Here is a 20,090-nt window from a genome sequence, read left to right as displayed (position 1 = left end):
CGCATAGCTGCCTACTGTTTTACGCAGCCATTTGGTTGCATATGAGGGGTGGGACAGGAGAGCGGGCATGGACGAGGTCTTCAAGGCACTGGCCGATGCGGGGCGCCGCCGGCTGCTGGACAGCCTCAACGCCCGCAACGGACAGACCCTGCGGGAGCTGTGCGCGGAGCTGGACATGACACGGCAGTCGGTCAGCAAACACCTGGCCGTCCTGGAGGCGGCCAACCTGATCACCACGCTCCGCCGCGGGCGGGAGAAGCTGCACTACCTCAACGCCGAGCCGATCAACGCCCTCGCCGACCGCTGGATCAGCCACTACGACCGCGGCCGCGCACGCGCCCTCGCCGACCTCAAGCACGCACTGGAGACACCACCCATGGACAGCAACGCGTTCGTCTACACCACCTACATCCGGACCACACCGGAACGGCTCTGGCAGGCCCTCACCGACCCCGCCTTCACCCGCCGCTACTGGGGAGTGGAGTTCGCGACGGACTGGCAGGCCGGATCGGCCATGACCTGGACCGAGCACGGGGCGAGCACCGCCCACCCCGAACAGGTCGTCCTGGAGTCGACCCCGCACCGGCGGCTGTCGTACACCTGGCACACCTTCACCCCCGAGTGGGCCGCGAGCGCCGGCGTCGCCGACGACGTGCTGGCCCAGCTCGCGGCCGAGCCGCGCTCGAAGGTGTCGTTCGAGATCGAGCCGCTCGGCGACCTGGTGAAGCTCACCGTCGTCCACGACGGCTTCGCCCCCGACTCCACCGCCCGCGGCATGGTCCGGCACGGTTGGCCCGCCCTGCTGTCCAGCCTCAAGACCCTGCTGGAGACCGGCGAGACGCTCCCCGAGCCCGAGCCGCAGCAGGCGTAAGGACGGGAACCGGCTCAGGCCACCGGAGCGGCCCGGTGGCGGCCGGCGAGCGCCCGGGCGGCGAGTTCGAAGCGCAGTGCGCACTCGTGCCGGCCCTGACCCGGGCCGGCCGGATCGATGGCCGGCTCGAACGCCCGCTGGAGGACGACCACCAGCTCGTCGTGTTTGGCGGCGAAGTAGGCGAGGTTGCGGCGCCATTGGCGGTGCCGCGCCGGGGAGGCCGGTGCCCGGTGCAGTTGGTAGACCGCCGGCTCGGTGGCGTAACGCAGGTGCAGGCCGCGCCGGGTGAGTCGGAAGCCCAGCTCGGCGTCCTCCAGCCCCCAGCCGACGAACGCCTCGTCGAAGCCGCCGGCGGCCATCAGATGGCTCCGCCGGACCGAGGCGTTGCACGCCCACAGGTAGTGCCAGGCGGTCTCCAGTCCGGCCAGTTCGCAGTCGAACGCCTCCAGCACCGGCTCGCGTTCGTCGCCCCGTATCACCGGCGGCAGGGCCTCGAAGCTGAACTCGTAGCGCAGCCGCTCCCGGTCGACCGGCCCGTCCCCCAACTGGAACCGCCGACCGACCACCACCAGATCGTCGCCCTGGGCATGGGCCCGGGCGTGCTCGGCGAGGAACGTCGGCGCCACCACCTGATCCGCGTCGAGCAGGACGACGAGGTCGCCGGCCGCCTGCGCCAGTCCGAGGTTGCGGGCCCGGGCGCGGCCGGACGCGGGGGAGCGCGGCTCGTACACGTAGCAGAGGTCGAGGCCGGCCGGGAGTGCGGCGACCATCCGGTCCGTGCCGTCGGTCGAGCCGTCGTCCACCACGATCACCTCGGCCGAGTGCCCCGCGTCGAGCGACTGACGGGCCAGCGACAGCAGACACAGCTCCAGCGCGTCCCGGACGAAGTAGGCGGGGATGACGACACTGATCCTCATGCTCCGGTGGGCCTCATTCCTCGACGGGCGGCAGCCTGGTGAAGGAAATCCGTGACCGATGCTCACCCGGAGTCATGGCGGTGCCCACGGCTTCGACGGTTCCGGGGACGCGCTGATGTCTGCCGGGGTGCGCGGCGTGATGCGGGTGACGCGGGAAGTGAACCACTGGGTCAAGAAAGGGGTCAACGGCACTCTTCCGGGTGGAGGTTGGCCCTGCCTTGACGCGGGCGAATTCCGTGCGGTAGGGCGCTCGCACAGCGCATCGCCCGCACGCCTGAGGACAGTGAGACGTAGGTACTGCCCTGTGGCGCGAGCATGCGGCGACCGTCGCTCCACGAGAACGCCCGCCGAGGTCGGGCCCCGCCGCGTTCCGCCCCGCAACCGCCCGAACGGCCCAGCGGAAACCGGCCCGAACACGGCCGAGAAGTCCGCCCCACGCATGAGGCGGACCTCAACTGCCCTGCCCCCTCTGGCTATCGGCGGCGCGCCACCCGCCGCTCGTCCCACACCGGCTCCGAAGTCTCCCGGACCCTCCCGTCCTGCCCGAAGACCAGGTACCGGTCGAACGACCGGGCGAACCAGCGGTCGTGCGTGACCACCACCGCCGTCCCCTCGTACGCCTCCAGGCCCTTCTGGAGGGCCTCGGCCGACTCCAGGTCCAGGTTGTCCGTCGGCTCGTCCAGCAGCAGCGCGGTCGCCCCGCCGATCTCCAGCAGCAGGATCTGGAAGCGGGCCTGCTGCCCACCGGACAGCTTCTCGAACGGCTTGTCGCCGTGCTGGTCGAGCTCGTACCGGCGCAGTGCGCTCATCGCCGGCCCCCGGCTCTTCGCGTGCTCAGTCCAGAGGATGTCGACGAGCGTGCGCCCCAACAGCTCCGGTCGCGCGTGCGTCTGCGCGAAGTGCCCCGGCACCACCCGGGCGCCCAGCTTCCACTGGCCGGTGTGCGCGACCTCCTCGCCCGCCAACAGCCGCAGGAAGTGCGATTTCCCCGACCCGTTGGAGCCCAGGACGGCGACCCGCTCCCCGTAGAAGATCTCCAGGTCGAAGGGTTGCATCAGTCCGGTCAGCTCCAGTCGCTGACAGGTCACCGCCCGGACGCCGGTGCGGCCGCCCTTCAGCCGCATGGTGATCTTCTGCGGCCGGGGCGGCTCGGGCGGCGGGCCGATCTCCTCGAACTTCTGCAACCGCGTCTGCGCCGCGTGGTACCGCGACGCCATCTCATCGCTGCGCGAGGCGTACTGCCGCATGTCGACCACGAGCCGCTTCAACTGGGCGTGCTTCTCGTCCCACCGCCGCCGCAGTTCCTCGAACCGCTCGAACCGCTCCGCCCGCGCCTCGTGGTACGTCGCGAAGCCGCTGCCGTGCACCCACACGTCGCTGCCCGCCGGCCCGGGCTCCACGCTCACGATCCGCTGCGCCGCACGCACCAGCAATTCCCGGTCGTGCGAGACGAACAACACCGTCTTGCGGGTCTCCCGCAACTGCTCCTCAAGCCACTGCTTCCCGGGCACATCGAGGTAGTTGTCCGGCTCGTCGAGCAGCAGCACCTCCTCCGGCCCCCGGAGCAACGCCTCCAGCACCAACCGCTTCTGCTCCCCGCCGGAGAGCGTCCGCACCGCCCGCCACTGCGCCTTCTCGTACGGGATTCCCAACGCCGACATCGTGCACATGTCCCAGACCGTCTCGGCCTCGTACCCGCGGGCCTCCGCCCAGTCGCTCAGTGCCTGGGCGTACTGCATCTGTGCGGCCTCGTCGTCCCGCTCCATGATGGCCGTCTCGGCCTCGTCGACGGCGTGTGCCGCCTGCCGGATGCGCTCCGGCGCCACCGCGACGAGCAGATCGCGCACGGTCCGTTCGTCCCGCACCGACCCGACGAACTGGGGCATCACCCCCAGACCCCCGCTGACCGTCACCGACCCGCCGTGGGGCTTCAACTCGCCCGAGATCAGCCGCAACAGCGTGGTCTTGCCCGCGCCGTTCGCCCCTACGAGGGCGGTGACCGCCCCCTCGCCCACCCGGAAGGAAGTGTCGTCGAGCAGCACCCGCCCGTCCGGCAGGTAGTACTCCACGTGCGCGACTTCGACATGCCCCATGAACCGGCCCAAACTGAGAAATCGAGAAAACAGAGAACATTGCACCGAACGCCGCGCGATCACCGGCATTCCCACAGGCGTGAACGCAGCCCGCTTTTTCACTGTATCGGAAGGGTGAAAGGCGCCTCCGCGCGGTGAACTCCCGCCGCACTCTTCCCTGTACGGCACCCACCGGCCAAGCGGATTTCCCTGCGGCACCGCATTACCGGCCGCCTCACCGGCGGACCGGGAAGGCGGCCGGCGCTCCTCGTCCGCCCTTACTCGCCGTCGCCCGCGGGCTTCTCCCAGACGGACACATGCCGGTGGCTCTCGCTCGTGAACGGTTCGCCCGTCCACCCCTCCCACCGCTCCCGCAACCGCAGCCCGGCGAGCTGCGCCATCAGATCGAGTTCCGCCGGCCAGACGTACCGGAACGGGATCGATTCGTAAGTGCCGTGCCTGTCAACCACGTTGACGTAGTTCGAACTCATCCCCTGGGTGGCGACGTCGTAGACATCGAACGCCCACCGCGTCGGGCTGACGTGGAACGGCACGGCGTTCTGCCCCGGCGGGAGCTTCCGCAACTCGGGGACCATCACCTCGATGACGAAACAACCCCCCGGTTCCAGATGCGCCGCGACATTGCGGAAACAGGCGACCTGTGCCTGTTGGGACGTCAGATTCATGATCGTGTTGAAGACCAGATAGGCGACGGAGAACGTCCCCTCCACCTTCGTGGTCGCGAAATCGCCGATCGTCACGCCGATGCCGTCGCCCCCCGGCCTGGCCCGCATCCGGGCGACCATCGCCCGCGACATGTCGATGCCGTGGACCGGGACGCCGCGGCCCGCCAGCGGCAGTGCGATCCGCCCGGTCCCGATGCCCAGTTCCAGGGCCCGCCCGGGGCCGGCGAGCCGGGCCAGGAGCTCGACGGCCGGATCCACGACATCCACCGCGAACATCTCCGCCGACGACTCGTCATAGGTCGCCGCGACGCTCTCCCCGAAGTAACCGTCCTCGTCGTCCATGGCGGGACCGTACTGCGGTCGGCACCCGCTCCGCCCGCCATTTTCCGCCCGACGGGATCGAGCACACCGGCGACGACCGCGTTGGGCCGCGCCGTGGTGGCCGCGGCGACCGCCTCAGCGCGGCACGGCCTCGCACAGCGCCGCGGCGACCGCGACCTCGGTGCCCGCCAGGCCGACGGAGCTGAAGACCGTGAGGTCGTCGGGGCCGGTGCGGGCCGGGGCGGCTCCGGCGAGCACGGCGCCCAGGGAGACCAGCCGGTCGGTGGGGAAGAGGGGCGGTTCGGGGAAACCGGCCGACTGGGAGAGGGAGTCGGTGAGCACGGTCCGGGCCCGGTCGGCCAGCGGGGCGGGCACCTCGTGCCGGGCGGCGGACTTGGGGCCGAGGGTCGTGACGTGGGTACCGGGGGCCAACCAGTCGGCGTCCAGGACCGGCGTCGCACTGCCGGTGGCGACGATCACCACCAGGTCGCCGTCCCCGAGCCCGGCCCGGACCCGGGGCGGCGCCTCCAGGTCGCCGTGGTGCGCGGCCAGCAGCGCCGCACGCACGGCCCGGACCGCCGTCGGGGCGTCCAGGTGGGCGCGGACATCGTCGTCGTCGAGCAGCAGCACGGTCACCGGAGTGGTCCCTTCGTTGGACGGGAGGACCACTGTGCCGGCCCGGTGCCGTGCTGGCATCCGCCTGTGGTCCTCCGCCCGGGACCCTCTGCCTACGTCCCTCCGCCTACGTCCGCCTCCTCCCGCCGGCGGCGGGCTGCCGGATCAGCCCGTCGGGGTGATGTTGGTCGCGTCCACCACGGGCCGCAGGGCACGGGCGAGCCGGACGGCGTCGCCGACCGCCCAGAAGTGCACGAAGAACAGGCGGGGCCTGTCCCGCAGGCCGTGGTTGTGGAGTTCGACGAGCTTGGCGCCGGCCTTCCGGAGCAGCCGCAGAACGTGTTGGACCTCGTCGGCGACCATGCAGCAGTCCGCGCTGAGCGCGGCCCGCCCGTCGCCCAGCGGCTGGAAGTTGAAGGCACTGGTCGATCCCAGGCCGGGGGGCAGCACCCGATCCCCGTCGGTGATCTTCTCCCGGCGGACGAAGATGCACTTGTAGATCCCGTCGTCGCCGGAACCCTTGGTGCCCATGGCGTGGTCGATCCCGTCGGTGTCCAGATCGTGGGGCTTGGCCTGGTCGGACTTCTTGGGGTGCGGGGTGCCGGTGTGCTTGAACGCGGCGTGGATGCCGCGCGCCAGGGCCACCGGGTCGTGGCCGTGCCCGTGCACGTGGAGCCACCAGATGTCGGGCTTCTGCGACAGCAGGTGCTTGTGCAGCGCGGTAATGCCGATGCGGTGTTCCTGGAGGATGTCGATGAAGTCCTGTAGTTCGTGTTCGGTCACCACCACGTCGCCCATCAGCAGGTTGCTGTGGTCGGCGTAGCGGACGAAGGAGACGTGCGAGCCCAGGGCGAGGGACGGTTTGACGTGGACGTGATGGGAGAACACCCGGAGGTCCCGGCGGGGGAACCCGGTGTGGTACATGACCTTGTGCTTCATGTCGCCGGGCCCGCCCAGGATTTTGGCCACGGCCTTCCAGTCGGAGCTGGTGGTGTGTACCGGCTTGATCAGCTTCTGTGCGGCCGGCGCGACCGGTTCGGTCGGTAGGGCGGCGGGACGGGCGCGAGCCGGGGTGGGCGCCGCGGCCAGCAGCGGGGCGAGGGCCGCTGCGGCCAGCATGCGCCGCCGCGGGGTTCCCGCGAGCGAGTCGGTGATCTGCTGTCGGTCTCCAGCCATTACGTGAGCACCTCCACGACGACCTCCATGAGGAGTTGGAAGCATTGCCGATCTGAGGCTCCGTCATCTCATCATTGGGGGCCAGTTGGGCTAAAACGGTCATCGTGACGGGTGAGCGGGCGGGCGCAGGACGGCCGGTGACGACCCGTCGGATCCCCCGATCGGCGGGCGGTCGATGACGGTCGACCCGGACCCCCTCCGGTGGGCGGCGATCGGACATTGCACCGGTGAGTGCAATCTCTGCAGCATCTCGGGTGAACCGGCCGAATTCCTGATGCTGTTCGCCCCCGGTGGCGCCCGCGAGGGCTATTTCGAGGGGCTCGGCCAGGTCGCCGGAATGTCCGACCAGGAACGGGCGGATTTCTTCCGCCGCCACGACGGTTTCTTCGCCGATATGGCCAAGGGGCCGGCGGCCGACTCCTGGGAGGACCGGGCCGCGCTCCGCAGGTCGTTCAGGACCCGCTGACCGGTCGGTCCCCGGCCTCCGCGAGCCGGCGCAGCAGCGGTTCCACCTCGACCAGCCGGCGGACCTCGTCCGGCCGGAGCGCGGTGAGGCGCCGGGCGAGCACCTGCGCCTCACCGCGGGCGACGTCCGTCAGCGCCGCGGTGCCCTGCTCGGTGAGCAGGACCCGGCTGGCACGCCGGTCCTTCGGGTCGGCCTCCCGGCGCACCAGGCCCGCCGACTCCAGGCCGAGGACCGCGGCGGTGGCGGTCGGTTGGGAGCAGGGCACCCACTGGGCGATCTCCCCGATCCGGGACGGCCCGCGCTGGGTCAGCAGCGCGAGTACGGAGATGTGGGTCAGCTGGATGCTGCCCGCCGTGGCGGATCTGCGCAGGCTCCGGGTGAGCCGGTGCAGCGAGATCACCAGCTGGAGTGCCGCGTCGTCACCGATCGCCATCGCCCACCCATCGCCTGCCGTGCCGTGCCGGACCTGATCCGCGGTGGATCCCCTGCTCAGGGCCCGCCGTGGATCAGGAGAGCGTAATGGCGGGGGAGTACATCTCCAACCACAGGGCCAGGTCCAGGGTCCGTTCGAGGCCGCGCCGTGACGCCTGGGTGATCTGCGGCGTCCCGTGGTCCGCTGCGCGCTTGAGCCAGTCGCGGTCGACGAGGTCGAAGACCTGGTGGGAGGGGCGCGCCAGCAGGTCCTTGGCGTGCTGTTGGAGCGCGACCGCGTACTGCGGGTCCTGGGTGGAGGGGTACGGACTCTTCACCCGGTCGTACACCGACCGGGGCAGCGCGTCGGCGGTGGCCTCGCGCAGCAGGCTCTTCTCCCGTCCGTCGAAGGACTTCAGGGACCACGGGGCGTTGTAGACGTACTCGACGAGGCGGTGGTCGCAGAACGGGACCCGCACCTCCAGTCCGACGGCCATGCTCGCCCGGTCCTTGCGGTCCAGGAGGATCCGGACGAAGCGCGTCAGGTGCAGGTAGCAGATCTTCCGCATCCGGAACTCGAAGTCGCTCTCCCCGTCGAGCCGTTCGACGTCCTTCACGGCGCGGTCGTAGCCGTCCTGGATGTAGGTCCCGAGGTCGAGGGCGCCGGTGACGTCGGAGGTGAGGATGTTCCCGTCGTCGCCGAAGTGCTGGGTGAAGCGGACGAGCCAGGGGAAGGTGTTGGCGGTGCGGGCGTCCTCGTCGAAGAACTGCTTGTACCCACCGAAGACCTCATCGGCCGACTCGCCTGACAGCGCCACCGTCGAGTGCTCCCGGATGGCCTTGAACAGCAGGTAGAGGGAGGCGTCCATGTCACCGAAGCCCATCGGGAGGTCGCGGGCCCGCAGCATCTTGGCGCGGACGTCGAGGTCGGCCAGGGCGGTGGAGTCCAGCACGATGTCCTGGTGCTCGGTGCCGGCGAGCCGGGCCACGTCGTGCACGAACGGCGTGTCGGGGGTGGCGCGCAGGTCGTCGGCGATGAAGTTCTCGGTCTGACCGACGAAGTCGACGGCGAAGCTCCGAACCGTCTCGCCCACGTCGGCCAGCTGACGGGCCGCCAGTGCGGTCATCGCGGAGGAGTCCAGCCCGCCGGACAGCAGGGTGCAGCGCGGTACGTCGGAGACCAGCTGGCGGCGGACGATGTCGTCGAGCAGGGTCCGGACGTGCCCGATCGAGGTCTCGCGGTCGTCCTGGTGCGCCCGGGTCCGCAGCGACCAGTAGACGTGCCGGCGCAGTCCGTCGGCGTCGAGGGTGACCACGGTGCCCGGCTCGACCTCGTGCATGCCGTCCCATACGGCGTGCCCGGGTGTCTTGACGAAGGCGAACAGTTCGCGCAGACCGTCCAGGCCGACCCGCCGCTCGGCGAGCGGGTTGGCGAGGATCGCCTTGGGCTCGGAGCCGAACAGCACGCCGTCGGCGGTGGGGTAGTAGTAGAACGGCTTGATGCCCATCCGGTCGCGGATCATCACCAGCCGTCGGCGCTGCTCGTCCCAGACGGCGAACGCGAACATCCCGTTGAGGCGTTCGGCGACGGCTTCGCCCCACTCCAGATAGCCGCGCAGCACCACCTCGGTGTCGGAGTCGGTGGTGAAGCGGTGGCCCTTGCCGGCCAGTTCGCCGCGCAGTTCGCCGAAGTTGTAGGTCTCGCCGGAGTAGACGATGACGACCTGGCTGCCGTCGGCGCGCTCGGCGGTCATCGGCTGCCGTCCGCCGGGCAGGTCGATGATCGCGAGGCGGCGGTGGCCGAGTGCGGCGGGCCCCCGTACCCAGGTGCCGCGGTCATCGGGACCGCGGCAGGACATCGTCTCGGTCATCGCGTCCACGGTCTCCTGCTCGGAGCGCAGATCGCGGTCGAAGGAAATCCAGCCGGTGATGCCACACATGCCATGTCCTCCTGCTCCGAACCCTGGGGCCGCCGGTGCCGCGGGTCGCGGGAGGCGCCGCGGCAGGCCGGGGATCCGGGAGGGCGGGCAACGCCGAAGATCGGTGGCCCGACCCGCTCCACCAGAGTCAGTTGTATCGAGCACCTATGTAACGAGAGTGTTCCTCGGGAGTCCGTCGCGTCAACCGGGGCGTAACAGGAGACGGGGCGCGCAGGGACGCGCCGCGGCGCGCGGGAGGTGCCGACGATCTCCCGTGCAGCGGGTCTGACCTGTGGGTTCGTAAGGGGCGAGCAGATCGGGCGGCACGGAGGGAGGGCGGGGCGCCCTACGGGAACGAGGGAAAGGTTTTACCGGGAGGTGACCGGGGCGGGCCGGCCGGGCCGCGCCCGCCCGGCACCCGCGGCCCGCGTCAGATGCTCTTCCGCTTGGCCCGCCCGGTCACCGGCACGTCCAGGGCACGGGCGATGCCCACCACACCCTCGTCGAGACGCTGGAGGTGCCGCAGCACACGGAAGGTGACGGTGTGCGACGGCGGCACCGGGGAGCCGTCCGCGTCCAGCAGCGAGGCGATGCTGGCGCCCGCCTCCACCTCGCCGTCGGCCGGCTCCTCCTTCACCCGGGCGGCGATCAGATCGATGTTGCGCGCGATGCGCCGGCCGACGCGTTCGAGCCGGGGGTCGGCCGCCACCGAGCGGCTGGACGGCAGGACTTCGGCCGTCGCCGCCAGCGACCGGGCGTGGTAGGCGCAGGTCTCCAGGAGCGCCACCAGATACCGCGCGGTCTGCCGGCGCACCCGCAGCGGGGTGATCGGGTGCATCAACGGCTGGGTGGAGCCGCGCAGGTCGTTCAGCGCGGTGTCCAGATCGCGCGCCAGGGTCAGCAGGTCCGTCGCCGGCCCGCCGGAGAGCTGTGCCACCGCCGCCGACACCGCCTCCCGCAACCGGTCCAGGACGGCACCCAGGTGCTCGTCGGTCCGCCGGTCGGTGTGCACCGGCAGGACGAGCACCGCGGCGATGATCCCGCACGCCGCGCCCAGCGCGGTCTCCTCGATGCGCAGCACCAGCGTCGCGACGCTGTAGGTGTTGAGGAGCGTGTAGAGCAGGCCGAGCATCGCGGTGACGAAGAAGGACATCAGCGCGTACGACAGCGGCGCGGTGAAGAACATCCCGAAGACGCAGAGCAGCACCAGGGCGAACGCGGTCCAGGTGTGGTTGCCCACCAACCCGGCCAGCCCCACACCGGCGACCACGCCGAGCACCGTGCCCAACAGCCGGCGGTAGCCCTTGACCAGGACCTCGCCCGTGGACGCGGTGTTGAGGAACACCACCCAGCAGGTCAGCACCGCCCAGTACCAGCGCTGGGTGGACAGGAACTCCCCGCCGACGATGGCCAGCGCGGAGCCCGCGGCGACCTGGAACGCGGCCCGGGTGGTGGGCCGCTGGAGGCCGGTGCGCTCGTCCTCCCCGTCCTCCTCCACACCGACTATCGCCAGGTCCTCGGCGTCGAACTCCTCCCGCGAGCGGGTGGTGGCGGAGGTGTCGTCGGACTCGTCCTGCGGCCCGTCCAGCGCCAGTCGCAGACCCAGCACCGCGCGGGCGGCCTCACCGAGCGCGCGGAAGGCGTCCTGGACGGCCATCGAGCCGCGCGGCAGGTCCTCCTCGTCGCGGTAGCCGAGCAGCCGGTTCCGTACGTGGGCCAGGGCGGTGCCGCGGTCCCCGGGCGCCCGGCGGGCCACCAGCAGGCCCAGCGCGTCGAGGTCCCGGCGGAGCGTGGCCACGGCGTCGCCCTCGGACTGCATGCGGTTCGCGGTGGCCGGTACCGGGGCGTGCGGCAGGTGCAGGGTGAGGGTGTCGGTGCGCTCCGCGCTGCGCGCGTTGAGCAGCGTCATCCCCAGGCGTTCGGCGGCGATCTCGGCGTCCGCGATCCGGCGCTGGAGCAGTGCGGCGGTGGCGGAGTCGCGGGTGCCCTCCTCCAGGCGGCCCTGGATCATCAGCGCCGCCTCGTGCAACCGGGCGGTGTGCCGCCGCAGGTCGTCGAGGACGCTGTCCAACTCCTCGGGCCCGGTGTCCACCAGCTCCCGGTGGGTGGCCACCAGTTGGGCCAGGCGGGCCCGGAACGCCTCCCGCAGTCGGCTCAGGGTGCGTTCGGGGCTGTCCGGGAAGACCGCGAACCGGACCACCGCGCTGCACACGAACGCGACGGTCAACGTCAGGAACAGCTCCGGCAGCGTCGGCACGGTGGCGTGCACGAACAGCGAGACGAAGTAGACCTGAAAGCCGATCAGCCCCAGCGCCGTCCCGCGGTCGCCGAACCGGCGGGCGTAGGCGGCGCCGAAGATCAGGGCGATGAAGAACAGGTCACCGGCGATGATCCGGCTGTGCAGCAGTGCCCCCAGCGCCACCGCGGCCAGGGCCACCGGCAGGCCCAGGGCGAGCGTGACGGCCTGGCCGCGCACCTCTTTCTCCCGGATGGCGAAGGTGGCGACCATCGCGGCCATGGCCCCCGCGACCAGGAGCGTGACGCCGGTGCCGAGCAGGGCCAGGACGACGAGGGCCAGCACGATCGCCCCCACCGTGCGGAGCCCGGCCATCAGCCGGAGCAGTCCCGGGTCGGACGCCGCGAAGCGGTTCCAGGTGCCGGTAACGGTCCGTCGTATTGCTGCCTTCACGCTGCCGTACGCTCCCCATCTTTGGCATCGACCGAGGTCACGACCCTCGGCCGGGCGCCCCCAGCATTGCACGAGGACCGTCGGAACGGCCGGGGAGTGTGCCGTCAGGTCGCTTCGTACGCGGCGCCCGCGACCGCGAGGTCCTCCCACGCCATGCCGACGCTCTTGAAGAGGCGGGGACGGTCCGGGTCCACGGTGGCGGCTCCGGTGGCCAGGCCGGCGAGGGTCACCAGTGCCTCCCGGTCGAGCCGGCCGCTCTCCAGCTCCGGGATGAGGTCGCCGGCTTCCCGGGCCGCGGCGGACCGGGACTCGACCACCACCGTGCTGCGCAGGACGGTGGTGCCGTCCACCTCGCGGCTGCCGCGCTCGTGGGAGCCGACCGCGGTCACCGTGGCGTGCGGCGGGAGCAGAGCGCCGTCGAACAGCGGGGTACGGGCGGTGGTGCAGCAGGCGACCAGGTCGGCGCCGGCGACGGCGGACGGCTCGCCGGCCTCCACGGTGAGCCCGGTGTCCCGGCGGGCCGCCGCGACGAACCGCTCGACGTTCGCGGGGGTGCGTCCCACCACGGTGACGTGGGTGAGCGGACGCACCGCGCGCAGCGCGTCCAGGTGGCCGCGGGCCTGCGGGCCGGTGCCGAACACCACCAGGCGGCCGGCCTCGGGAACGGCGAGCAGGTCGGCGGCGAGGGCGGACACCGCGGCGGTGCGCACGGTGGTGAGCGCGATGCCGTCGAGCAGTGCGAGCGGGGCGAGGGTCGGGGCGTCGAAGAGCAGGTACTGGCCCTGGACGCGGGGGAGTCCGGCGGCCGGGTTGTCGGGGGCGACGGTGGCGACCTTGACGCCCGCGTACCGGCTGCGGTGCGCGGGCATCAGCAGCAGCTGGCCGTGCTCGACGGGCACGATGGTCCGCGGCGGATCGGCTTCGGGGTCCGGCCCGTCGCGCAGTGCGGCGCGGAGTGCGTCGACGGCCGCGGCCATCGACAGGGCGCGCAGCAGGGCGGTCTCGTCGATGGTCCGGGGCGGGTGGGGGACCGGGGGAGTGGCGCTCATACCGCCGAGTCTGCCCCGGCCGGCTGCCGGGATGTGTGATCTTCGGCGCACCGGTCGTGTGGGGTCGCGGCAGGAAGGGCGGAGGGGAGGAGCGGCCCGGTGGACCGCTCCTCCCCGCGTGGGGTCAGCAGGCGCCCAGGTCCTGCCAGACGCCCGAGCCGCCGGTGGACGGGGTCTCGCCCTGGGTCCACCACCGGGCCTTCCAGGTGTGGCCGTTGGCGGAGACGGTGTCGCCGCCCACGTAGACCGTCCCCGCGCTGTAGGGGCTGGCGGCGCAGCTGCCGCCCGGGGGCGAGGTGGGCGGCGGGGTGGTCGGGGGTGTGGTGGGCGGTGTGGCCCCGGCGAACTTCACCGAGAACTTGGTGAAGTCCCAGGCACCCTGCGGGACGCTGCTACAGGTGCCGGAGGTCCGGCCGTTGTTGTCCGGCGGGGTGCACTGCCGGTCCCGGTTCACGGACCAGTTGGTGAAGCGCGCCATGTGGTGGGAGGTGGCGAAGTCCAGCACGGTCTGGAAGTCCGCCTGGGTGAAGAACTCGCCGGTGTCGCTGCGCCCGTTCATCTGCGAGATGCCCTCGTGGGCGTAGGCGGTGGCCTCGTCCCAGCCGAAGGTGGACCGCAGTACGGCGTTGAGGTTGGTCAGTGCGGAGGTCTGGGCGGCGGCGCCGTTGAAGCCGCCGTCGAACGGCATGATGGAGAAGTTGTCCGGGACGAAGGACTGGGACTTGGCTTCGTTCAGCATCTGCTTGCCGAACCAGCCGGTGCCGTCGGCGGTCCCGGCGGTGGTGACGGAGAGGTAGAGGCCGGGGTTCTTCTGCTGGAGGATCTTGGCGGCGCCGATCTCGTTGTGGATGGCCGCGGAGTTCTCGTACTCCGGCTCCTCCAGGTCGAAGTCGAGTGCCTTGAGGCCGTACTTGTCGATGACTTGTTGGTAGGCGGCGGCGGTCGCCTCGGGCGTGCCGCATGCCTGGCCGAGCTTGGTGCCGTTGTAGCCGCCGATGGACGCGGAGACGTCGCCGCCCTTGGCGCGGATCGCGGAGATCACCCCGGTCACCGCGGTGTCCGAGGCCACCGGGTGGAGGCCGTCCCAGTTCGGCGAGCAGCCGCCGCCGTTCGGCGCGAGGATGAAGGCGAGTTGGAACGCCTTGAGGCCGGTGGCGTCCATCACCGTGCCGGCGTCCGGCGGGTCGTTGTCGAGCGGCATGAGGTAGGGCGCCGCCGCGTACCAGTTGCTGCCCAGGGAGGTGGGGGCCGGGGCGGTCGCTGCGACGGGGGGCTGCGGGGCGGTGCGGTGGCCGGTGGCGAGCGCCGTGCCGGCGGCGCCGAGCGCGAGTGCGGCCGCCGCGAGGGCGGCGGCGAGAGTTCTGACGTGACGAGGTGGCACTTGACCTCCACGAGCCGACAAGGGGGTGGTCCAGACCAATCGCCCCACAGCGTGAACCCTCATCGTGGGCACGTCAACACTTTGGACTGGACCACTGCGCGAAGTGCCGCCCGGGGACGGGCCCCGGGCGGCACACGGACGCGCGGTACGGCTCAGGTCGCCAGGTGGAAACCGGCCCCCACCCCGCCGTGCGCGTTCATCTCGTCGATGATGCTCAGGATCGGCGAACTGTGCTGGGCGCCCCAGGCGTTGCCGACCAGCGTCTGGCCGTTGACGACCGGCGAGCCGGAGTCGCCGCCGTTGGTCCATATCAGGTGGGTGAACCAGATGTTGTGGGTGCCGAGCTTGATGCCGCAGGTCAGGCCGGTCCGGTGGCCCTGCTTGCACATCCGGGTCCCGTTGGCCGGCGGCTCCCCGATCGAGGTGATGGTCACCCCGCCGACGGTGGTGGTGGGCGCCACCCGGCTCTCGTCCAGGCGGATCACCGTGTAGTCCAGGCCCTTGGGCCCGGTGCTGAGCAGGTTGTTGGGCGTGCTGACGTACGTCACCGTGCCGATTGACCCGGTCTTGAGGTCCGGGGTGCTGTTCTCCAGCGGGGCGGGCGCGGCAGCCGTCCCGACGGGCGAGGAGTCCAGGTAGACCTGCTCGCCCACCAGTTTGTTGCCCTGCTCGTCGATGAAGCAGTGGGCATTGGTCAGGCCCACCAGGTTGCCGGCCTGGTCGCGCCCGACCGCGGTGAGCGTGCAGACGTAGTAGCTCTTGTGCTCCTCCGGCGTCGGCTGCATCCGGAAGATGATGCCGCTGCCCCCGCCGACGGCCGTGCGCGTGGCGGTGCTCGCGCTCGCGGCCGGGGCCGCGGAGAGGGACAGGCTCGCCAAGAGGGCGGCGGCGCCGAGCGCGCGCAGAACGCGGAACATGCGATCACTCCCCGTGTGGTGCTCAAGTGGTCGAAAGACTGACGCGCTCAGCTAACCGCCGGGGGAGCCGGCCGGATGGCCAATCATCCATTTTGGACTATGTGAGGTGCGTCACGGTCACACTGTTGCTGATGGACCGTCAATATTGGTGTGGTGGTGTGGAGTTGGCCTGCCTGGCCGGGGTTCTGCGGGCGGCGGCCGGTCGGGCCGTTAGGGTGGCGCGCCGTGGCTACTGTGTCCTCTATGTCCCGCATGCCCGTGCCGCTCCGCCGTGCCGCCGGTGCCCTCGCGCTCGTCGTGCTGCCGCTCGCCGGCTGCTCCACGGCCGGGCCGGCGCCCGGCCCCGACCACCCGACCGCGACGGGGACCACCCGCCACGGCCTCCGACTGCCGGCCGCCAACGCCGTCTTCGACTACCAGATCGGCGGCCCGTACCCCCCGGCGGACAACGTCACGGTGGTCTCCCGCGACCGCACCGCACCGCCCGCCCCCGGCCGCTACAACGTCTGCTACGTCAACGCCTTCCAGGCACAGCCCGGCGCCGACGCCCGGCAGTGGTGGCAGTGGCACCACCCCGCTCTCCTCCTGCGCGACCGGGACGGCGAGCCGGTCATCGACGAGGACTGGGACGAGCCGCTGCTCGACATCTCCACGTCCGCCAAGCGCACCGCCGTGATGGGCGTGGTGGGAGCCTGGATCGACGGCTGCGCGAAGGCCGGCTTCGACGCCGTCGAACCGGACAACCTCGACTCCTACGAACGCTCCCACGACCTGCTCACCAAGGACGACGCCCGGGCCTTCGCCGCCCTCCTGACCCGGCGCGCCCACGACCGGGGACTGGCCGCCGCGCAGAAGAACACCAGCGACCTCCTGCCCGAACGCCGCCGCACCGGCTTCGACTTCGCCGTCACCGAGGAGTGCGCCCGCTACCAGGAGTGCTCCGACTACGCCGAGACCTACGACGACCGGGTCTTCGACATCGAGTACCGGCGCTCGGACTTCGACATCGCCTGCCATGCCTGGGGCGACCGGCTCTCCCTCACCTTGCGCGACCGCAACGTCGGCCGGCCCGGCGAGCACGGCTACGTCCGCCGCGCCTGCTGAAGCACCCGCAAACCCGGTCGGCGCCGCCCGCGCCGGGAACGTCCACCGGCGCGACGATCACCTAGACTCGCGAAAATGGCCAAGTACTTCGACGTCCACCCGGAAAACCCCCAGCGCCGCACCGTCACCACGGTCGCCGACGCCGTCCGGTCCGGTGCGCTCATCGCTTACCCCACCGACTCCTGCTTCGCCCTGGGATGCCAGCTGGGCAGCCGTGACGGGATCGACCGCATCCGGTCGATCCGCAACCTCGACGACCGGCACCACTTCACCCTGATGTGCCAGAACTTCGCGCAGCTGGGCCAGTTCGTGCAGATCGACAACGACGTGTTCCGCGCGATCAAGGCGGCCACCCCCGGCCGCTACACCTTCATCCTCCCCGCGACGAAGGAGGTCCCGCGCCAGCTGCTCCACCCGAAGAAGAAGACCGTCGGCGTCCGGATCCCGGACCACACCGTCACTCAGGCGCTCCTCGCCGAGCTGGGCGAACCGCTGCTCTCCAGCACCCTGCTGCTGCCCGACGAGGACGAGCCGCTGACCCAGGGCTGGGAGATCAAGGAACGCCTCGACCACGTGGTCGACGCGGTGGTCGACTCCGGCGACTGCGGCACCGAGCCCACCACGGTCATCGACTTCTCGGGGGGCGACGTCGAGATCGTGCGGCGCGGCGCCGGTGACCCGTCGCGGTTCGAGTGACCGGCGGCGCAACGATGACGCGTGCACGGAACCGTGCGATAGCGGCGCTCGCCGTAACGCTGGCCCTTCAGGCAGGGGCGATCGGAGCGGTGCTGGCCCAGGCGGGCCCGGCGGCGGCGAGCGCCCCCGCCGCGTCCCCGGCCGCCGCGATCAGGATCACCGAGGGCCAGGTCCGCGAGGTCGGGCCCGGCGGCACGCTCAGCTACCCCGCGGTGACCAGCTGTCTGACGGTCACCGTCCGCCTGGCGGACGGCGGGCTGGTCGGCGCGCACGCCAGCCTGTTCCAGGTGCCGGGGGAGTACCGGTCGGACCGGATCCTCGCCGCGGTCAAGCAGCGGGTCGGTACGCGGGCGGTACGCGCCGTGGAGGTGCGGGGCGCGGTCGGTGCCTGGCACCCCAGCTACTTCACCAAGGCGATCGAGAGCTACCCGGACGGCGCGCAGGTCCCGGTGCCCTCCCGGCCCGACCCCGACGGCCTGGCCCGGGTGGTGGCCGACGGGCTCGGCCAGCCGCGCGGCAAGGTCACCGTCCAGGACCTCCCGGACGGGGACCAGACGGTGGAGTGACCATGGCATCGGATGCATCGAGTGCATCGGACGCATCGGACACTTCTTGAACACGACAGGAGTGCGCCGGTGATCGAGCCAGGCGCCGCGTATCGGCACCAACTGCCCTTATAGGCACGTACCTTGACGGTGCATTGGTGCCGCCACGCGGAACTCCGGTCGTGGCTCTTGACGCACCTTTCACGAAGCTGAAGCATGCGACGGCGGGAGCGCGCTCCCCACCCCCCACATCTTCACTTCCTGAATCAGGAGAGTCGCCCATGACCCCTGCCTCCAAGGAATCCCCCACCCCCGAAGGGCCCGCCGTCCGCCGCCGGTCCGTCCTCGGAGCCGCCGCCGCTGCCGCCGCGGCCCCCACCCTGCTCGGCCTCGGCGGGACGGCCGCCGCCGCACCACGCAGGACGCCGAGCGCCCTGCCCGGCGGCGGCGACCTGGGCCCCAACGTCCTGGTCTTCGACCCGTCCACCCCCGGCATCCAGGCAACGTTGGACGAGGTGTTCGCGAAGCAGGAGAAGGCCCAGTTCGACAGCGGACGGTACGCCCTGCTGTTCAAGCCGGGCACGTACCACGGGCTCAACGCCCAACTCGGTTTCTACACCTCCATAGCCGGCCTGGGACTGTCGCCCGACGACACCACCATCAACGGCGACGTCACCGTGGACGCCGGCTGGTTCAACGGCAACGCCACCCAGAACTTCTGGCGCTCCGCCGAGAACCTCGCCCTCGTCCCCGTCAGCGGCACCAACCGCTGGGCCGTCGCCCAGGCCGCCCCGTTCCGCCGGATGCACGTCCGCGGCGGCCTCAACCTGGCGCCCGCCGGCGACGGTTGGGCCAGCGGCGGCTACCTCGCCGACAGCCGCATCGACGGGACGGTGGAACCGCGCTCCCAACAGCAGTGGTACACCCGCGACAGCGTGGTCGGCAGCTGGTCCAACGGGGTGTGGAACATGGTCTTCTCGGGTGTCGAGGGCGCCCCCGCCCAGACCTTTCCGAACCCGCCCTACACCGTGCTGAGCACCACCCCCGCCTCCCGCGAAAAGCCCTTCCTCCACGTGGACGGCGGCGCCTACCGGGTCTTCCTGCCCGAGCTGCGCACCAACGCCCGCGGCGTCACCTGGGGCAACGGCACCCCGCGCGGCACCTCACTGCCCCTGTCGCAGTTCTACGTCGCCAAGCCCGGGGACTCCGCGGCCACCCTCAACCAGGCCCTCGCCCAGGGACTCCACCTGCTGCTCACCCCCGGCATCTACCACCTGGACCAGTCGATCCAGGTGACCGCGGCCAACACCGTCGTACTGGGCCTCGGCTACGCCACACTGATCCCTGACAACGGTGTCACCGCCCTGAAGACCGCCGACGTCGACGGCATCCGGCTGGCCGGCTTCCTCATCGACGCCGGACCGGCCAACTCCGACACCCTCCTCGAAATCGGCCCGGCCGGCGCCTCGGCGGACCACTCCGCCAACCCGATCACCGTCCAGGACGTGTTCCTCCGCATCGGCGGCGCCGGCCCCGGCAAGGCCACCACCAGCATCGTGGTCAACAGCCGGCACACCCTCATCGACCACACCTGGGTCTGGCGCGCCGACCACGGCGACGGCGTCGGCTGGGAGACCAACCGCGCCGACTACGGCATCCGCGTCAACGGCGACGACGTGCTGGCCACCGGTCTGTTCGTGGAGCACTTCAACAAGTACGACGTGCAGTGGTACGGGCAGCGGGGCCGCACCGTCTTCCTCCAGAACGAGAAGGCGTACGACGCCCCCAACCAGGCCGCCGTCCAGGACGGCGACGTGAAGGGCTACGCCGCCTACAAGGTCGCCGACTCGGTCACCACCCACGAGGCATGGGGCCTCGGCAGTTACTGCTACTACAACGTCGATCCCGGCATCGTCCAACACCACGGCTTCGCCGCCCCCAACGCCCCGGGGGTGAAGTTCCACGACCTGCTGGTCGTCTCGCTCGGCGGCAAGGGCCAGTTCGAACGCGTCATCAACGACACCGGCGCACCGACCTCGGGCAGCACGACCGTCCCGTCGACCGTGGTGGCGTACCCCTGACGGTCAGCCGATCAGTGCCGCCCGGGCCCGTGGCCGCGGCCATCGGCCCGGGCGGCACTGCGCAACAGCACTGCCGTGGTCGCGGCCGTTCGCCGGACGCACGCCCTGCGGCGCCCGCCGCCACCGCGGCGCACCCACAAACCCCCCCCCCCCCCCCCCCCCCGAAACCCCCAT

Annotated in this window: 17 protein-coding genes; 6 read left to right on the top strand and 11 right to left on the bottom strand. The window is 71.5% G+C overall.

All coding sequences use genetic code 11. The annotated features are described in order from the left end of the window. Window positions 1-67 precede the first annotated feature (67 nt). The gene (locus ACFVT2_RS18150; RefSeq protein WP_390018639.1) at window positions 68-871 is read left to right on the top strand and encodes an ArsR/SmtB family transcription factor; all 804 of its coding nucleotides are present in this window, start codon (window positions 68-70) and stop codon (window positions 869-871) included. 14 nt (window positions 872-885) lie between these two features. Here the strand turns inward: ACFVT2_RS18150 and ACFVT2_RS18145 are convergent, their stop codons facing one another. From ACFVT2_RS18145 to ACFVT2_RS18125, 5 genes are all read right to left on the bottom strand, one after another. Beyond that, on the bottom strand, window positions 886-1,788 hold the full coding sequence (locus ACFVT2_RS18145; RefSeq protein ID WP_390018637.1) for a glycosyltransferase family 2 protein: 903 nt from the start codon (window positions 1,786-1,788) through the stop codon (window positions 886-888). A gap of 473 nt (window positions 1,789-2,261) precedes the next feature. Continuing rightward, window positions 2,262-3,881, bottom strand: coding sequence for an ABC-F family ATP-binding cassette domain-containing protein (locus ACFVT2_RS18140; protein WP_390018634.1), 1,620 nt, complete (start codon window positions 3,879-3,881; stop codon window positions 2,262-2,264). Window positions 3,882-4,138: 257 nt separating this feature from the next. Further along, window positions 4,139-4,888, bottom strand: coding sequence for a class I SAM-dependent DNA methyltransferase (locus tag ACFVT2_RS18135; RefSeq protein ID WP_390018632.1), 750 nt, complete (start codon window positions 4,886-4,888; stop codon window positions 4,139-4,141). Between the two features lie 114 nt (window positions 4,889-5,002). Next, on the bottom strand, window positions 5,003-5,563 hold the full coding sequence (locus tag ACFVT2_RS18130) for a hypothetical protein (protein ID WP_390018630.1): 561 nt from the start codon (window positions 5,561-5,563) through the stop codon (window positions 5,003-5,005). A gap of 84 nt (window positions 5,564-5,647) precedes the next feature. Then, window positions 5,648-6,658: a DUF1259 domain-containing protein gene (locus tag ACFVT2_RS18125; protein ID WP_390018627.1), complete on the bottom strand. Its 1,011-nt coding sequence runs from the start codon at window positions 6,656-6,658 to the stop codon at window positions 5,648-5,650. Window positions 6,659-6,833: 175 nt separating this feature from the next. Here ACFVT2_RS18125 and ACFVT2_RS18120 point away from each other — a divergent pair, with 175 nt between their 5' ends. Then, the gene (locus ACFVT2_RS18120) at window positions 6,834-7,124 is read left to right on the top strand and encodes a hypothetical protein (protein WP_390018625.1); all 291 of its coding nucleotides are present in this window, start codon (window positions 6,834-6,836) and stop codon (window positions 7,122-7,124) included. Here the strand turns inward: ACFVT2_RS18120 and ACFVT2_RS18115 are convergent. The 6 genes from ACFVT2_RS18115 to ACFVT2_RS18090 all read right to left on the bottom strand — a co-directional run bounded on the left by ACFVT2_RS18115 (window position 7,111) and on the right by ACFVT2_RS18090 (window position 15,490). Then, window positions 7,111-7,557: a MarR family winged helix-turn-helix transcriptional regulator gene (locus tag ACFVT2_RS18115; protein ID WP_390018623.1), complete on the bottom strand. Its 447-nt coding sequence runs from the start codon at window positions 7,555-7,557 to the stop codon at window positions 7,111-7,113. The genes ACFVT2_RS18120 and ACFVT2_RS18115 overlap by 14 nt on opposite strands. Before the next feature lie 73 nt (window positions 7,558-7,630). Next, window positions 7,631-9,475, bottom strand: coding sequence for an asparagine synthase (glutamine-hydrolyzing) (asnB, locus tag ACFVT2_RS18110; RefSeq protein ID WP_390018621.1), 1,845 nt, complete (start codon window positions 9,473-9,475; stop codon window positions 7,631-7,633). 409 nt (window positions 9,476-9,884) lie between these two features. Further along, complete coding sequence (locus ACFVT2_RS18105; RefSeq protein ID WP_390018841.1) at window positions 9,885-12,065, bottom strand: FUSC family protein; 2,181 nt, start codon at window positions 12,063-12,065, stop codon at window positions 9,885-9,887. 182 nt (window positions 12,066-12,247) lie between these two features. Further along, window positions 12,248-13,192: an ornithine cyclodeaminase family protein gene (locus ACFVT2_RS18100; RefSeq protein WP_390018619.1), complete on the bottom strand. Its 945-nt coding sequence runs from the start codon at window positions 13,190-13,192 to the stop codon at window positions 12,248-12,250. A 124-nt stretch (window positions 13,193-13,316) separates the two neighbouring features. Further along, window positions 13,317-14,573 carry a chitinase gene (locus tag ACFVT2_RS18095; protein ID WP_390018617.1) on the bottom strand — a complete coding sequence of 419 codons (1,257 nt, stop codon included), beginning with the start codon at window positions 14,571-14,573 and terminating at the stop codon, window positions 13,317-13,319. Between the two features lie 152 nt (window positions 14,574-14,725). Continuing rightward, window positions 14,726-15,490 carry a trypsin-like peptidase domain-containing protein gene (locus tag ACFVT2_RS18090; protein ID WP_390018615.1) on the bottom strand — a complete coding sequence of 255 codons (765 nt, stop codon included), beginning with the start codon at window positions 15,488-15,490 and terminating at the stop codon, window positions 14,726-14,728. Window positions 15,491-15,742: 252 nt separating this feature from the next. Between ACFVT2_RS18090 and ACFVT2_RS18085 the strand changes: the two genes are divergently transcribed. The 4 genes from ACFVT2_RS18085 (at window position 15,743) to ACFVT2_RS18070 (ending at window position 19,916) form a co-directional block, all read left to right on the top strand. Then, window positions 15,743-16,594, top strand: coding sequence for an endo alpha-1,4 polygalactosaminidase (locus tag ACFVT2_RS18085; protein ID WP_390018839.1), 852 nt, complete (start codon window positions 15,743-15,745; stop codon window positions 16,592-16,594). 75 nt (window positions 16,595-16,669) lie between these two features. Beyond that, window positions 16,670-17,290, top strand: coding sequence for an L-threonylcarbamoyladenylate synthase (locus ACFVT2_RS18080; protein ID WP_390018612.1), 621 nt, complete (start codon window positions 16,670-16,672; stop codon window positions 17,288-17,290). Window positions 17,291-17,304: 14 nt separating this feature from the next. Then, window positions 17,305-17,856: a hypothetical protein gene (locus ACFVT2_RS18075; protein WP_390018609.1), complete on the top strand. Its 552-nt coding sequence runs from the start codon at window positions 17,305-17,307 to the stop codon at window positions 17,854-17,856. A gap of 260 nt (window positions 17,857-18,116) precedes the next feature. Beyond that, window positions 18,117-19,916 carry a coagulation factor 5/8 type domain-containing protein gene (locus tag ACFVT2_RS18070; RefSeq protein WP_390018606.1) on the top strand — a complete coding sequence of 600 codons (1,800 nt, stop codon included), beginning with the start codon at window positions 18,117-18,119 and terminating at the stop codon, window positions 19,914-19,916. The last annotated feature ends 174 nt before the right edge of the window (window positions 19,917-20,090 follow it).

It is taken from the genome of Streptomyces sp. NPDC058000 (assembly GCF_042886435.1).
In the GTDB taxonomy this organism is placed as follows: domain Bacteria; phylum Actinomycetota; class Actinomycetes; order Streptomycetales; family Streptomycetaceae; genus Streptomyces.
Note: the sequence above shows the minus strand (reverse complement) of the source record. Positions and strands in the feature narration are given on the sequence as shown.

Bases quoted from the DNA above. Each gene is read 5' to 3' on its own strand.
- ACFVT2_RS18150 (WP_390018639.1), top strand. From the start codon at position 68: ATGGACGAGGTCTTCAAGGCACTGGCCGATGCGGGGCGCCGCCGGCTG.
- ACFVT2_RS18145 (WP_390018637.1), bottom strand. From the start codon at position 1,788: ATGAGGATCAGTGTCGTCATCCCCGCCTACTTCGTCCGGGACGCGCTG.
- ACFVT2_RS18140 (WP_390018634.1), bottom strand. From the start codon at position 3,881: ATGGGGCATGTCGAAGTCGCGCACGTGGAGTACTACCTGCCGGACGGG.
- ACFVT2_RS18135 (WP_390018632.1), bottom strand. From the start codon at position 4,888: ATGGACGACGAGGACGGTTACTTCGGGGAGAGCGTCGCGGCGACCTAT.
- ACFVT2_RS18130 (WP_390018630.1), bottom strand. From the start codon at position 5,563: ATGCCAGCACGGCACCGGGCCGGCACAGTGGTCCTCCCGTCCAACGAA.
- ACFVT2_RS18125 (WP_390018627.1), bottom strand. From the start codon at position 6,658: ATGGCTGGAGACCGACAGCAGATCACCGACTCGCTCGCGGGAACCCCG.
- ACFVT2_RS18120 (WP_390018625.1), top strand. From the start codon at position 6,834: ATGACGGTCGACCCGGACCCCCTCCGGTGGGCGGCGATCGGACATTGC.
- ACFVT2_RS18115 (WP_390018623.1), bottom strand. From the start codon at position 7,557: ATGGCGATCGGTGACGACGCGGCACTCCAGCTGGTGATCTCGCTGCAC.
- asnB (WP_390018621.1), bottom strand. From the start codon at position 9,475: ATGTGTGGCATCACCGGCTGGATTTCCTTCGACCGCGATCTGCGCTCC.
- ACFVT2_RS18105 (WP_390018841.1), bottom strand. From the start codon at position 12,065: ATGGCCGGGCTCCGCACGGTGGGGGCGATCGTGCTGGCCCTCGTCGTC.
- ACFVT2_RS18100 (WP_390018619.1), bottom strand. From the start codon at position 13,192: ATGAGCGCCACTCCCCCGGTCCCCCACCCGCCCCGGACCATCGACGAG.
- ACFVT2_RS18090 (WP_390018615.1), bottom strand. From the start codon at position 15,490: ATGTTCCGCGTTCTGCGCGCGCTCGGCGCCGCCGCCCTCTTGGCGAGC.
- ACFVT2_RS18085 (WP_390018839.1), top strand. From the start codon at position 15,743: ATGCCCGTGCCGCTCCGCCGTGCCGCCGGTGCCCTCGCGCTCGTCGTG.
- ACFVT2_RS18080 (WP_390018612.1), top strand. From the start codon at position 16,670: ATGGCCAAGTACTTCGACGTCCACCCGGAAAACCCCCAGCGCCGCACC.
- ACFVT2_RS18075 (WP_390018609.1), top strand. From the start codon at position 17,305: ATGACGCGTGCACGGAACCGTGCGATAGCGGCGCTCGCCGTAACGCTG.
- ACFVT2_RS18070 (WP_390018606.1), top strand. From the start codon at position 18,117: ATGACCCCTGCCTCCAAGGAATCCCCCACCCCCGAAGGGCCCGCCGTC.